This window comes from Hufsiella ginkgonis (genome assembly GCF_009834915.1).
Lineage (GTDB): Bacteria > Bacteroidota > Bacteroidia > Sphingobacteriales > Sphingobacteriaceae > Hufsiella > Hufsiella ginkgonis.
On sequence record NZ_WVHS01000002.1, the window covers coordinates 1,125,918 to 1,140,292 of the forward strand.

Here is a 14,375-nt window from a genome sequence, read left to right on the forward strand (position 1 = left end):
GAAAAAACAAAATTAATGATTTTTAGCCTCGCTAGCTATTACTGTGGAATATATACCACGTATTTGGTATTAAAGTGTTCCTCTTTAAAGAAGTCGGAAACAGGGATCAGCGTTGCCTGCAGCCCGGATTCCAGGATCTCCTGCGAAAGGTCGCCGCCCTTCAGGTACAGGATGCCGTTTTGCAGGGTGTTGCGCGAATCCTTTAGGAACTTGCCCTTTATCCAGGGATAAAACTCCTTCAATTGTGTAACGGCCCGCGAAACAACGAAGTTGAACTTATCGTTGATCTGCTCAGCGCGGGCATGTGTTGCCACCAGGTTGCCCAGCCCCACGCCGCCTGCCACACCATTCACCACCTTGATCTTTTTGCCGATAGAATCTACCAGGTGAAAGTTTGTCTCCGGGAAAAGAATAGCCAGCGGGATGCCCGGAAATCCGCCGCCGGTACCTACGTCGAGCACCTTCTCGCCCGGCAGGAAACTGATCACTTTGGCGATGGCCAGCGAATGAAGAATATGGTGCAGGTACAGGCTGTCGATATCTTTACGCGATACCACGTTAATCTGGGCGTTCCAGTGACGGTAGTGCGCATTTAACTCGGTAAACTGGTCCTTTTGATGGGTAGTAAGGTCAGGGAAATAAGAATAGATGAGATCAGTGGTCACAGCTCAATTTTTCGTTTTCGGTCCATAATATGATACAGCAGGCTGCGTGCCCTGAAAAGCTGCGCCTTAATGGTGCCCAGCGGCAGGTCGAGCTGCCGGGCGATCTCCTCGTACGAAAGTTCGTTATAATAACGCAGGACGATCAGGTTACGGTAGCGCTGCGGCAGGTTGTCTACGATCATTTTGAGCTGCTTGCTTTGCTGCTTGCGGATGGAGCTTTCTTCGGGATTCAGTGAGTCTGATTTGATCTGCAGCGGACGATCGTCGCCGTCATCGTCCACCATCGTGTTCAATGAAACCACGTTCAGCTTTTTCTTCCTGATAAAGTCGATGCAGCTATTGGTGGCGATGCGGAACAGCCAGGTGCTGAAGGCGAAGTCGGGTTTATATTTATCGAGGTTTTCGAAGGCCTTTCCGAAAGTTTCTACCGCCAGGTCCATGGCATCGTCTTTATTATTCAGCATTTTGAGCGCCATGAAGTAAATGGCGTCCTTGTAGCGCTGCATCAGCTCGGCATACGCCCGCTGATCGCCTTCTTTGGCACGCAGTACGAGGTTAAAATCATTTTTCGCATTCTCTGAAAAATTCGGATTTATTTCCATTGAATTTTCTTCTTAAATAGGGATATGAAAGTGAGCGCGAATAGATAAAAATAATAAATTAAATCAAATAATGGCAACCACCAGGCCAGGTCGCTGTATCTCAGCTTTTTAAATACCGGGAGATATACCCATAACTGCGCCAGCAAGCGCACGGCGTATACCGGGAGCAGAACCCACCATTGTGCTTTCAGCACGATCAGGCAGGCCAGCGAAACATAGAACAGCAAACCGGAAGCCGCCTGTGCAGCCAGGATGCGTTTATGCTCACGCCGGTAAGCACCGCCAGCGCCCTGGTGCCTGATCTTCTGGCGCATCAGCGCGCTGAATGAATGCTTAGGTTCGCTCCAAGTATGCGCATCCGGGCTGATCTCGATCACTGTATTAAGCCCGTTTGCGTGCTGGTTCACAAAAAGATCGTCGTCGCCCGACTGGATATGCATATGCGATGCAAAGCCTTTCCCTTTAAAGAACAGCGATTTGGTATAAGCGAGGTTACGGCCCACTCCCATATAAGGATTACCGGCCAGCGAAAACGACAGGTAATTCATGGCTGTATACCAGGTTTCGAAACGGATCAGCCTGTTCAGAAAACCACCCTCGGCCATGTACGGCGAGTAGCCCAGCACGATACTTTCCCCATGGCGAAACTTCGAAGCCATCAGCGCGATCCAGTTGGGCGATGCCGGCTTGCAATCGGCATCCGTAAACAGTAAATGGTCGTACCGGGCCGCTTTAATGCCCAGCGTTACCGCGAATTTCTTACCATGCTTATAGCGTTTGTGCTCGTCAATGGTTACCACGCGCAGCTGCGGGTACCGCTCAGTGAACGCTTTTAAGGTCATTTCCGACTCGTCGGATGAGCAATCATTCACCACCACCACTTCAAAATCGTCATACCGCTGCTCCAGCACCAGGGGCAGGTTTGCCTGCAGGTTGGCATCCTCGTTACGGGCGCAAATAATCACCGAAACCGGCAGCACCGATTCGAACAGCGGCTCCGCAGGAGCTTTAGCACGCAGTTTCTGGTGGATCACCAGGATAAAATATAATTGCACCAGGAAGGTTACCTGGAAGAGAATGAAGATGGCAATGAGAAGGTAATCCAAAATGTCTTATCCGGCTATCAGCTGTCAGCTATCAGCTACCAGCCCTGTTGTGTTTACTGATCGGGATCGTTACGTTAACCAGCTGGCAGCTGACCGCTGACAGCGCTTAACTATCAATGGGCAGCAGCTAGCTGCAAAAAAACAAAGTTGGCATTTTTAACCCGACCGTACGCATGAATGTTGATAAAAAATTGAGCACGGCGCCGCTGGTTATTTTCTTATTTTTGCGCACCAGATGAAATTTAGTTTACATTCTTCAGATAAGTTCTCGAAGGCACGTGCAGGCGAGATCGTTACCGCACACGGAACCATACAAACGCCTATCTTTATGCCGGTCGGCACCGCAGGATCGGTAAAAGCGGTACATCAGCGCGAACTGAAGGATGATATTGAGGCCCGGATCATCTTAGGAAATACCTATCATTTATATTTACGCCCGGGGCTCGATACCCTTGAGCAGGCGGGCGGTCTGCATAAATTTAACGGCTGGCAAGGGCCCATCCTTACCGACAGCGGCGGCTACCAGGTGTATTCCCTCACCGACGTGCGCAAGATCAAAGAGGAAGGGGTTACTTTCAGGTCGCATATAGACGGGTCCAAACACCTGTTCACGCCCGAATATGTAATGGATATCCAGCGCGTCATCGGTGCCGACATCGTTATGGCGTTCGACGAGTGCACCCCCTACCCGTGCGAATACGGGTACGCCCGGAAGTCGATGGAAATGACGCACCGCTGGCTGAAACGCTGCTGCGACAGGTTCGACGAAACCACGCCAAAATACGGTTACGACCAGGCGCTGTTTCCCATCGTACAGGGCTCCACGTACAAGGACCTCCGGATAAAATCGGCCGAAACCATCGCCTCCTTCGGGCGCGAAGGGAATGCCATCGGTGGTCTTTCGGTAGGTGAACCTGCCGAGGAAATGTACGCCATGACCGAGCTGGTTTGCGGCATCTTACCCGAATCCAAACCCCGTTACCTGATGGGGGTAGGAACACCGGTGAATATTCTCGAAAATATCGCCCTCGGCATCGATATGTTCGACTGTGTAATGCCCACACGCAACGCCCGTAACGGCATGCTCTTCACCCGGGACGGGATCATCAACATCCGCAACGAAAAATGGAAGAACGATTTCAGCCCCGTCGATGCCGAAAGCGACCTCTTCGCCGATCTCGCCTATTCCAAATCCTACCTGCGCCACCTCATCCATTCAAAAGAGATTTTAGGCGCCCAAATCGCTACCTTGCACAACCTGCATTTTTATTTGTGGCTGGTCCGCGAGGCGCGAGAACGGATCATTGACGGCACGTTTTATGAATGGAAACAGAAAATGGTAGTGACGCTCGCGCAAAGATTGTAGGAGGTTGAACGATAAAGGTTGGGCGTGCCGCCAAAATACGTAACAGCCTGTGCGTAAAAACATGTAACGATAAACATAAATAACCAGGAAACCCGTTAGTTAACCTAACCAGGCGTAAAACGTCGAACCATACCGCAACAACATGATCCGCATCATCGACTGGTACATCATCAAAAAATACCTCGGTACCTTCGCATTCACTATGGCGATATTTACCGTGGTGATCGTGATATTTGACGTTTCGGAGAAGCTCGACGATTTCCTGAAACACCACGCGCCGCTCTCGAGCATCGTAACACAGTACTACGCAGGCCTGATCCCGTTTTACCTGAACATGCTCTCGCCGCTGATCAACTTTATCGCGGTGATCTTTTTTACCGCGAAAATGGCCGACCAGACGGAGATCGTCCCCATCCTGAGCAGCGGCGTTACCTTTAACCGGTTCCTCTACCCTTATTTTATATCGTCGCTGGTGATCTTCCTGGTAACCTTATTTTTCAATATCTACGTGATACCCAGGACCAATCGCTGGAAGGTCGATTTCGAAAATGTATATATCAATCCCAACCCCGATAATACCAAGCGGGAAACACATATGCAGCTCGATAAAAACACCTATGTGTATGTTGAAAGTTTCGACAATAACCGCAAAGTAGGCTACCGCTTTACCATGGAGAAGTTTAAGGGCGACGAGATGAAGGAACGGTTAATGGCCGACCAGGTGGCCTGGGATTCGCTGAAACATGTGTGGAAGCTCTCTACATACACCATACGAAAAATAGACGGCCTGCACGAAAAGATGAGCAACGGCGCCGCTAAAGACACCGTGCTGGACATGCGCCCGGGCGATTTCGAAGCCTATGATAACATCTTCCAGGCGATGACCATGAAGGAGCTGAACGACCGGATGAACAAGGAAAAGCTGCGCGGCACCGGCCTGATGGTAAATATGGAGCTGGAGAAATATAAGCGTTTTGTGTACCCGCTGTCGGCATTCGTACTCACGCTGATGGGCGTGGCGCTTTCTTCCCGCAAGGTAAGAGGCGGGATCGGGCTGCCGCTGGGCATCGGGATCTTCCTTAGCTTTGCCTACATCCTGTCTATCCAGTTCACCACGATGTTCTCGCTCAAAGGCGGGCTGTCGCCGTTGATCGCCGTATTCATCCCTAACATCCTGTTCGGTGCTTTAGGCACGTACCTCATCAAGCAGGCGCCCAAATGACCAATAAGCAGATTAAAACAGACCTGCTTATCCTGCACATTACAGTACTGGTATGGGGCTTTACCGGTGTGCTGGGAGCGCTCATATCCGTTTCAGCGGCGCACCTTGTCTGGTATCGCGTACTGATCGCTTTCGTTACCCTGTTCGTCTATTTTAAGTGGAAGAAAACCGATATCCGGGTTTCCCGCGAAGTGTTCTTCAAGCTGTTCTTTACCGGAGCCGTCGTGGGGCTGCACTGGATCCTTTTTTTCCAGGCCATCAAGTCGTCCACGGTATCGGTAACGCTGGTGTGCCTGTCCAGCATCACCCTGTTTACGGCTATTTTCGAGCCCATCATTAACCGTAAGAAGATCTCGCCGCTGGAGATTTTCACCGGGCTGATGATCATAGCCGGGATCTGTCTCATCTTTACTTTCGAGTCGCAATACACCACCGGAATTATCTGCGGCCTGGCCAGCGCGGTTTGTGCCAGCCTGTTCTCCATCATCAACTCCAGGCAGGTGCAAAACCGCCCGGCGCCCATCATCGGGTTCTATGAATTATTTGGCGCATGGATATGGATTTCATTGTACCTGGCGGTCTCCGGAAATTTTAACCAGGAGATGCGGCTGCGTCTTTCGGACCTCTTTTACCTGCTTATTCTGGGCATCCTGTGCACTTCCGTCGCATACGTGGCGGGCGTTTCTGTGATGAAGTTTTTGTCGGCTTTCCGGGTAGCCCTCATCACCAATTTAGAGCCGGTATACGGCATCATACTGGCCTTTCTTTTCTTCGGAAAAAGAGAGCAGATGACCGCCGGCTTTTATGGCGGATCGGTGATGATCCTGGGCGCCATATTCCTCTACCCGGTAGTGAAAAATAAGATGGGAAGAGGAAGGGCGGGTAGGTGAGGAACCGCCAAACGTCAACGTATACCTTCCGGCATAAAACTTTTTTCCTACATTTATTCCAGTAAGTTACGGCTTATTTTTAATAATTACCTGTACTTCACACGAATTAAAATATATTAATATGATGCTGTAAACCAGTGGATTATTTAATATCAATACAAGTGTAGATTCAAGTAATGAAGCGCCAGGAGACCGATTAGTACTATATTTTTTAGCATTCCATGAAAAGAGCCAGCATTTATAACTATAAAACGTTATCGATCAAATACTTGCTTACGATAATATTAACCTTAACTTTCCAGAAGGCATTTTCACAGTTATTCGACGAATCCCAAAATCCTCCTTCCCTGGAATGGCGGCAGCTGAATACCAAAAACTTCCAGGTCGTGTATCCCGCCGGGTTGGAGAGCGAGGCCCGCCGCATGGCCAATACGCTTACCGCGATCATCGAAAAAGTGAGCCGCTCTTATCATAAAGTCCCGCGAAAGATCACCGTGATCCTGCAAAACCAGGGCACCACTTCCAACGGTTTCGTACAGTTGGCGCCGCGCCGTTCGGAGTTTTTTACCATCCCTTCGCAAGAGTTCGATTACCAGGATTGGCTCAATAGCCTGGCCGTTCATGAGCTCCGCCACGTAGTGCAATTCGACAAGCTGGCGGGCGGTTTTAAGGCGCCCCTGGAAAGCCTCGGACTGGCCATTTTCGGTATCACCTTACCCCCCTGGTTTTACGAAGGGGATGCCGTGGTAACCGAGACCGCGCTTACCCACGCTGGGCGCGGGAGACAGGCGGAGTTCGACCTTCCGTTCCGCGCAAACCTGCTCAGCGGACGCCGGTTCAGCTACTCGAAAAACTACCTCGGCTCGCTTACCGATAATACTCCCGGCTACTACCCGCTCGGTTATTTTATGACTGCTAAACTGCGGCGCGATTATGGCCCCCGTATTATGGACAGCATCCTCAGCCGGGTGGCCCGCGCGCCTTTCCTGCCCTACCGCCTGAGCCGCTCCATCAAGAAACTTACGGGCATGAATACGCGGCAGCTGCATGACTCTACCGTCGCGGAACTCACCGGTCTATGGAAACAACAACAGGTTGCCGCGGGCGTTGCCCCCTACGCCCCTATCAATAAACGGCGCACGCGGGCCGAGCTCAATTACCTGATGCCGGTGGCCGTTGCGCCCGGCAAAACAGCCGTGCTCCGGCGGGGTGTCGGCCAGGTACCCGCCATCGTCCTGCTCGGCAGCGCCGGCAAAGAAACCACCCTCGTGCGGATCGGGATCCAGGAGGAGCCGTATTTCAGGTACGCGGCCGGTTTGTATGTGTGGGATGAATTCCGTTTCGATGCCCGGTTCCATAAGCGCTCCTTTAACGTGGTCATGAGCTATGATCCCGCTACCGGCGCCAAACGGCAGCTTACCCATAAAACGCGGCTGTTTGCACCGAACGTTTCGCCCGACGGTCAAACGATCATCGCGGTGGCGGTTTCGTATGCCAACGTGATCTCGCTGGTAGAGATGGACCGAAACGGGAAAACGCTCCGCGAATTTCCCAGCCCGGGGAATGACATGCTGCAAAACCCGTCGTGGCATGCCAGCGGGCAAAAGGTAGTGGTGACCGGCGTTTCCGGGAAAGGCAAGACGCTGTACGAGCTCGACTGCAATACCGGGAAATTCACTATGCTGATGCCTTACCTGCTGCAATTGATCTCCAAGCCGGTGTACATAGAAAACAAGATCCTTTACAAAGGACAAAATAACGGCACAGACAACCTGATGCTGCTCGATCCTGGCAGGAGTACCCTGCAGGTCACATCATCGCCCTACGGCGCTTATAATCCTTCTTACGACGCTGCCACGAACCGGGTATTATTCAATGATTACCAGCCATCGGGTTACAATGCCGCCGCCATTAGCGCGGCTGAACTTTCCGGCAGTCGCCCGGCGCCGGGCAGTGAAGTGCTTCCCTACATAGAGCCGGTAGCGAAGCAGGAAGGCAACCGCGATGTGTTCGATAGCATCCCGGCTGTGAACTACCCGTCAAAACCCTACCGGGAATTTGCCAACCTGTTCTATTTTCACAGCCTGGTACCCATCGCGGAAGAGAATGACTATTTCAACGACAACAACTACGGGCTCAAGCTTCAGTCAAACAACAAGCTGAACACGCTCGGCGCGTACGTCGGTTACCAATACAACAACGCGCTCGGCAGGAGCGAATACCTGGCCGGCCTCACCTGGTCGCGACTGTTCCCGGTGTTCGACCTCAGTTACCTCAACCGTGCCCGCTTCACGTACGTGAAACGGCTGCCTACTTCCCCGCTGCCGGATGTGCCGGTAAGCTGGCGCGAAAATGCGTGGGAAGCCACCATGAAGATCCCGTTGGTATTTAACCGGCTCAACAAAACGTACGGCACGGGCTTCGAGGTGTCTACGTCGTACGTTACCCGTTACGGGTTCGAGAACCGGCCCGGAAATGTAGTCACCCGGCTGAAGTTCCCGATGTCTTACCGGTTTTACGAAAGCATGAACACCCAGCGGAGCGCACGTGACCTGGCGCCGCGCTGGGGCCAGAACATGTCGGTTCAATACCGGCACTTTCCTTTCGAGAACCAGCTGCAGGGCGAGTTGCTTACCTTTAAGAGCACGTTCTTTTTCCCGGGCCTGTTCCTCAACCACTCGCTGCAGGCATCTTTCAACTACCAGGAAGGCTCGGGCAATTACGACATGACGAACGATATCCCGCGGGTAAGCGGTTACAGCAACCTGCCTCCGGCGGGCGCCGTGCACAATACACTGTTAACGGCTTACCGGATGCCGCTTTTCTATCCCGACTGGGAGATCGGTCCGCTGGCCTATATCAAGCGCTTCACCGGGGGCTTTTTCGCCGATTTCGAGAACGCAGGGCACGGCAACCGCTTTGCGCCACGCACGTTCGGCGCCGAGGTGAGGGCCGACATGAACCTGCTCCGGTTTTATCTTCCCGACTTCTCGTTCAGCACCAAAATCATTTTCTCGGATGCGGCAAGCGGCAAAAAAACGATATTAGATGCCGGATTCACCTATAACTACTAGCTCCGCTCATGAAACCGAAATATATCTTCCTGGTTATTGTCACCGTACTGGTCACCATCATCCTGATGAAAAATACCGACGAGGTAAAGTTCTGGATCTTCGGCGACAGGTATGTACAAAAGCTCGCCGTGCTGGGTACGATGTTCGGGCTCGGGCTGGTCTTCGGGTTTATCCTGGGAAGGCCAAGGAAGAAGAAACCAGTGGAAAACACCAGCTTGGAAGGCAGCCCCGTCGAACGGAAAGAGCTTAGTGCTGAAGACGAAGAATATATCAAATAGTTGGGTGACCGGGACCTGCGTGTTATGTGGTGATTATTTCAACGCTTTCGCAATTGCCGCCTCCGTAACCGGAGCCATAATGGCATATCCCGCCACGTTCGGATGCACGCCATCCAGGGTCAATTCGGCCTTCTGGCCATTTCTGTCGTCCACCAGGGGGGTGAAATAATCCAGCAGCACCAATTTGTTCTTTTTCGCATACGCGATGATCTCTTTGTTCAGCGACATGATCTTACCCGCCGGTTCGATCCCTTTCCGCCAGGGATAATCGAACACAGGGAGGTATGCGCAGAGAATCACTTTGATCTTGTTGGCTTTGGCCAGCTGCACCATGGAACGGATGTTATTCATAATGGTCTCGTTGGTAACGTGCCCGGTACTGCCGGAAATATCGTTACTTCCTGCGAGGATGATCACCGCTTTGGGTTTCAGGTCGATCACATCCTGGCGGAAACGGATAAGCAGCTGCGGCGAGATCTGGCCGCTCACCCCGCGGTTGATGTAAGGCCTTCCTGCGAAAAACTCCGGCACCATTTTCTTCCAGTTTTCAAAGATGGAGCTCCCCAGGAACACCACGCGCTTCTCCCCCGTTTTCGGGTCGCCTAACAATTTATTTTCTTTTGAATAGTGGTTCAGGTCTGCCCAGTCGTCCTTAAAATCTTCTTTGGCGGCTGGCGCCTGGACGACCGGTGTACCTTGCTGCGCGTAAGCGCTAGCGAACAGCATTAACGCGGGAAATAAGAGCTTGAGCTTCATTAGCGATTCCGGGATGGTTAGTCATTTAATTACTTCTATACATGCGCGGCTGTGGCACAGGAGCATTTTTAAGCTGCCTTATCCTTTTCCTCATTCTTCCCCGCGGATCCGAAACGCAATTCGCTATGCCACGGGCCGATCACCGATCCTGTATAAAGGGTCAAACATAAATAAAATTGTGGTAGAAGCGTACTTCGCCGGTGAGCATATATACCGTAAAGCCAAACAAGGCAAGGGTTAATATTAATCTCCGGGATATACAGGTGGACGTATTCACCGGCTGCTGTGCATCGGCGGGCGATAGCTACGGCTACGCGCTCATCATGTGCCCCGATAGTTATTGGCTAATGGCTACTTCAACAAGTACGGCCTCACCGCCTTTTCCCAGATCATATAGCCCTCCGGTTTCATGTGCAGCATGTCGCTAACGAACAGTTCCGGGCGCATTTTCCCGTTCTTATCCAGCATTTTGCTGAATACATCTACAAACGCGGTATTCTTCTCGGCCGCAAGATAGGTTTTGATCAGTTTGTTTACGGCTTTGGTCTTCTCCACGAACTTTTCGCGTGAAGGGCTTGGTTTTAAGGAAATGTATACGATGGGCACCACCGGCATTTGCTGGCGGATGGTAGCATACAGCACCTTAAAGCGGTTAAAGATCGTGTCGGCAGACGCCTGTTCGTTCACCACATCGTTTTCGCCTACGTAGATCACGATCTGCCGGGGATTGTACGGGAAGATGATATCTTTTGCAAAACCGGTAATCTCGTTGGTAACGGTTCCGCCCACGCCCCGGTTGATGACGTTATAAGCGCCGAAAACCTGTTCCAACCGCGTCCACTTGCGGATGGAGGAGCTGCCGACAAACAGGATCGGGTCAGCCGGCGGCTCAAAAAGCTTATCGTATGCCTTAATGATCTTTACATCTTCGGAAAAGCGGGGAGATTGCTGGCCATAGGCTTGCGCGGAAAATACAAGTAAGAATACGATTGGGAATAGTGATCTTGGTGTAAGCATATTGTCAGTTGTCAGTTTTCCGGTTGGGTCTGTGGTAATTATGGTGAACGTGGTTAAATCGGTTTTGGGTGGTCAGCTATCGGTACCAGTTAAAATTTCTTACCATAGTAAACCTGCTCCAGTATCTTCCCGGCCTCCCCGTCGGGGTCTTTTTACCTGGCAGACGTTATTAAGTATCATGGTAGCTCCTTCCTGTTCGTTAGCCGGAAACGTAAATGTACGAAAAGTAACCGCACCGTATTCCCGAAAAAAAACGAAGGATTCCCAGGGGGTACGGGTCGTTGGATGTAGCCATTTTACCTGTATCCCGGGTGTCAGTTACTTCGGCAGGCTCAGGATGACACGCTGACAGAAAGCGCCATCAATACTGATGGAACCCCTGCGACACGAACTCCAGCACCACGGGAAGTGAGCCGCGCCAGTAGGTCCAGGTGTGGCCACCTTCGCGGATACGGAACTCGTGCGGAATCTCTTTCTTCCGCATGGCGATGTGTACCAGGTCATTACCCTCGTACAGGAAATCATCGTCGCCGATATCGATAAACCAGCGAACGGCCTTTTTCTGAACATCGGGCATGTTATTCATCATGGCCACTACGCTATGGAGGTTATAGTACCCGGTAACAAGGGTATCCGTGGCAGCGGGCAGGGTTCGGGTAATGTTACGGCGGGCCTCATCCAGCGTAAGCGGACCGGTTGCGGCACTTAGCGGACAAGCAGACGAAAACAGCTCCGGGTGGTGAAGGGCATACACGAAAGTACCGCCGCCGCCCATGGAAAGGCCTGAGATCGCGCGGAACCGCTTCTCGCCCCTGATGCGGTATTTTTTCTCAATGGTGGGCATAAATTCCGTGAAGAAAAAATCCTCGTAATTCCAGTCGCCTTTGGGATCGTTAAAGTAACCGCGGCGGCCGGTATTCCCATCGGGCATCACAATGATCATAGGCGTAGCCTTTCCTTCGGCGATGGCGCGGTCGGTGATGTTAAGCACCTCGCCAAATTGCACCCAACCGGTCTGGTCATCGCCGGCGCCATGCAGCAAGTAAAGTACCGGGTAGCTGCGTCCAGAAGTTTCGTAATCGGGTGGCAGGTAAACGGCGTATTTGCGCTCCATCTTTAACAGCTTACTTGGCACTGTGAGGTTGTCATACACTTTTCCGCTTTGCGCGAATACAGAACAGGTAATCAACGCGTATACTGTGAGAAAGGAGAATCGTTTCATTGCGGTTTGGTTAGTTAATTCTACGAAAGATCGTAAGCTTTCACGAAATTCGCATCTTTATTTTCTAAAAATCCGCGATTGCTGTTTTTGGGTGTCCTAATTATGTCACCAGGTCCGCTTAAAAAATAAGCCATAATGGCGGGAATGGCGACCGCCACCTAACGGCGTTTCATCCAATACCGGGTATATGAGCAGGGTCGTAAGGCATCACCCGGCGATAATGCCGGTCAATAGGGCAAGTTCGTCGACCCCGTATTAACTTACCAGGATCTCTATCGTAATCTTACCGCCGCCGGCGGATATTGGCACCGCCTCCAGGCCGGGCACGAAATTAAACAATCTTTGCTGCGTAACGGGCAGCCGGGTCAACAACTGGTCTGATAAGATGGTTACGGTTGACCTTGCTTTTTTAACGGTGATCTTCCGGTCGGATAACACCCGGACCGTTTCATCTGCGCGTGAGATCACCGGTAAGATCAGCCTGATCTCCCGGTTCTCCGGCTGATCGTGTGTGAAAGTAATGACTACTTTTTCCGCAGAAAACATATAGCTCACTTCGCAATGTACCGGACCGGTCGACGGATCCTTTTGGGCTTTGTCCACGAGGCGCGAACGTGTTTTCACCATTACTTTTCCCTTTTCGTTGCTGTCGCTCACAACCGCCTGCAGATCGCTTATATTCCTGTACGTGTTGTGATCGGTTCGCCACTCCAGCCTTGGTGTAAGCGGCATGCTCAGCGGGTCGTTATCTGCCTGCATGTTGCCGGCTTCAATCAACGTATAATCCGTCATACTCGCCGCCAGGATCGGGCCGGCGTGCTCATGCCATAACATGGAAAGTGCGCCGCCGGATGCGTGACCATTCTGGTCGGGGTGGTATTCGCGGTCGTAGCCGGTTACGGTTGCGCGGAATTTACCGGTTGAGACCAGGCAGGTCTGGATGTCGTTAAAAAATCGCCCGCCGTAAACTTTTTCGCGGGGAAGAACAATCTTCGGGAGATCATATTTCTTTTCGGCATTGCCATGATCCAGAATAGTAGTAAGTGCCTTGATGTGGCAGAACGTATGGTGCACACTGGGCGGTACCTGGTGCGAACGATAATGCGGGCCGCCATACAGCAGCCCCCCGTCTGTACATTGCCGCAGCAGCTCCGTATTACGCAGTGCCGCTTTATAGAACCGCGGATCACGGTCTGCCAGCAAGGCATAAGCGGGCTGGCAACCATCCGAAGTACGACTGCCCCAGTACGTCCATTTATAGTTGCGGGTTCCCCAGCTATTGTCCCATCCCCCATCGGGCAGCATAAATTCCATATGGGTTTGAAGCGAGCGGGTGGCGGCGGCGAGCACTTCTTCGTCCCCGGTAAACAGGCCGTACAAAACCAGCGAGGGGAGCGACTCTTCTACGTTATAGCCAAGATCAACGGAAAAACAACCCTTTTTACTCGGTTGGTCGTAAGGCCTTCCTTCCCCGTAGAGGAATCCCTCTTTCGTAAAAAAGGGCAGGGTTTGTTTGGCAAGCATCTTCCCCTTTTCCCGGTATTTAGGTATATCCAACAGCGTGCCGAGGAGTGTGAGCGCGTACGATGCCGAGATGGGGTAGTTGATATTTCCGTAATCGATCGAAAATGTATCGTACACATATTCGCCGGCCTTCCGCAGGCGGTCTTCCATCTCCTTTTTAAAGGATGGGTCGAGTATGGCGCCATGGTTCTTCAGTGTCTCGCAAAAGGCAATGATGGTGAACACGGTCGTCCCTTTCCACGATCCCTTTACCGGTTCGTTAAGCCATGACCCGTCGTCCTGGCTTACGCGGCGCTCCATCCAGCGATACAGTAATACCGAAGCGTCGAGGTAACGGCTGTCGCTGGTTTTTGCGGCCATATAAGCGAAGGGATAGATGCTATCGGCCACACGGCCATGCACCAGTTTATTGGCGGGGCACCAGATACCTCCATAATCGGCGTCACGGGCAGCATCGGTAACCTGCAGCGCTAGCAACGCCTTAGCCCATTGTTCAACCAGCGATTTGCTGAGTGCGTATAGCGGCGACGACGCGGCAGTCGGTATAGCGGCAAAACAATCCGGTAATTGAAAACCGGCAGCGGCGCCTGCTATGGCGGTGGTGCGAATAAAATCTCGGCGGGTTTGGATCTGCTTCATATAGCGTTTATACG

General features: G+C 52.0%; 12 protein-coding genes. 5 read left to right on the forward strand and 7 right to left on the reverse strand.

Annotated elements, in window-relative coordinates:
* Nucleotides 1-38: 38 nt before the first annotated feature.
* From rsmG to GS398_RS11825, 3 genes are read right to left on the reverse strand one after another with little or no spacing between them, the layout of a single operon-like run.
* Nucleotides 39-665: a 16S rRNA (guanine(527)-N(7))-methyltransferase RsmG gene (gene rsmG, locus GS398_RS11815; RefSeq protein WP_160906956.1), complete on the reverse strand. Its 627-nt coding sequence runs from the start codon at nucleotides 663-665 to the stop codon at nucleotides 39-41.
* Nucleotides 662-1,267 (reverse strand): RNA polymerase sigma factor, encoded by a 606-nt coding sequence (locus GS398_RS11820; RefSeq protein ID WP_160906957.1) that lies wholly within the window; start codon nucleotides 1,265-1,267, stop codon nucleotides 662-664. Before GS398_RS11820 ends, rsmG begins: the two co-directional genes overlap by 4 nt.
* Nucleotides 1,258-2,373, reverse strand: a complete 1,116-nt coding sequence (locus tag GS398_RS11825) for a glycosyltransferase (protein ID WP_202406027.1) — start codon at nucleotides 2,371-2,373, stop codon at nucleotides 1,258-1,260. Before GS398_RS11825 ends, GS398_RS11820 begins: the two co-directional genes overlap by 10 nt.
* A gap of 235 nt (nucleotides 2,374-2,608) precedes the next feature.
* On the opposite strand from GS398_RS11825, the gene tgt reads away from it, so the two are divergent.
* The 5 genes from tgt to GS398_RS11850 all read left to right on the forward strand — a co-directional run bounded on the left by tgt (nucleotide 2,609) and on the right by GS398_RS11850 (nucleotide 9,203).
* Nucleotides 2,609-3,739, forward strand: coding sequence for a tRNA guanosine(34) transglycosylase Tgt (gene tgt / locus GS398_RS11830; RefSeq protein WP_160906958.1), 1,131 nt, complete (start codon nucleotides 2,609-2,611; stop codon nucleotides 3,737-3,739).
* Between the two features lie 142 nt (nucleotides 3,740-3,881).
* Complete coding sequence (locus tag GS398_RS11835) at nucleotides 3,882-4,961, forward strand: LptF/LptG family permease (protein ID WP_202406028.1); 1,080 nt, start codon at nucleotides 3,882-3,884, stop codon at nucleotides 4,959-4,961.
* On the forward strand, nucleotides 4,958-5,851 hold the full coding sequence (locus tag GS398_RS11840; protein WP_160906959.1) for a DMT family transporter: 894 nt from the start codon (nucleotides 4,958-4,960) through the stop codon (nucleotides 5,849-5,851). Before GS398_RS11835 ends, GS398_RS11840 begins: the two co-directional genes overlap by 4 nt.
* 221 nt (nucleotides 5,852-6,072) lie before the next feature.
* On the forward strand, nucleotides 6,073-8,925 hold the full coding sequence (locus GS398_RS11845) for a TolB family protein (RefSeq protein WP_160906960.1): 2,853 nt from the start codon (nucleotides 6,073-6,075) through the stop codon (nucleotides 8,923-8,925).
* 8 nt (nucleotides 8,926-8,933) lie between these two features.
* Nucleotides 8,934-9,203, forward strand: coding sequence for a hypothetical protein (locus GS398_RS11850; protein ID WP_160906961.1), 270 nt, complete (start codon nucleotides 8,934-8,936; stop codon nucleotides 9,201-9,203).
* Between the two features lie 33 nt (nucleotides 9,204-9,236).
* Here the strand turns inward: GS398_RS11850 and GS398_RS11855 are convergent, their stop codons facing one another.
* From GS398_RS11855 to GS398_RS11870, 4 genes are all read right to left on the reverse strand, one after another.
* A complete protein-coding gene (locus GS398_RS11855) occupies nucleotides 9,237-9,959 on the reverse strand; it encodes an SGNH/GDSL hydrolase family protein (RefSeq protein ID WP_160906962.1) in 723 nt (240 codons plus the stop codon).
* A 351-nt stretch (nucleotides 9,960-10,310) separates the two neighbouring features.
* Complete coding sequence (locus GS398_RS11860; protein WP_160906963.1) at nucleotides 10,311-10,976, reverse strand: GDSL-type esterase/lipase family protein; 666 nt, start codon at nucleotides 10,974-10,976, stop codon at nucleotides 10,311-10,313.
* 361 nt (nucleotides 10,977-11,337) lie between these two features.
* Nucleotides 11,338-12,198, reverse strand: a complete 861-nt coding sequence (locus GS398_RS11865) for an alpha/beta hydrolase (RefSeq protein ID WP_160906964.1) — start codon at nucleotides 12,196-12,198, stop codon at nucleotides 11,338-11,340.
* A gap of 255 nt (nucleotides 12,199-12,453) precedes the next feature.
* The gene (locus GS398_RS11870) at nucleotides 12,454-14,361 is read right to left on the reverse strand and encodes an ulvan lysase-like protein (protein WP_160906965.1); all 1,908 of its coding nucleotides are present in this window, start codon (nucleotides 14,359-14,361) and stop codon (nucleotides 12,454-12,456) included.
* Between the last annotated feature and the right edge of the window lie 14 nt (nucleotides 14,362-14,375).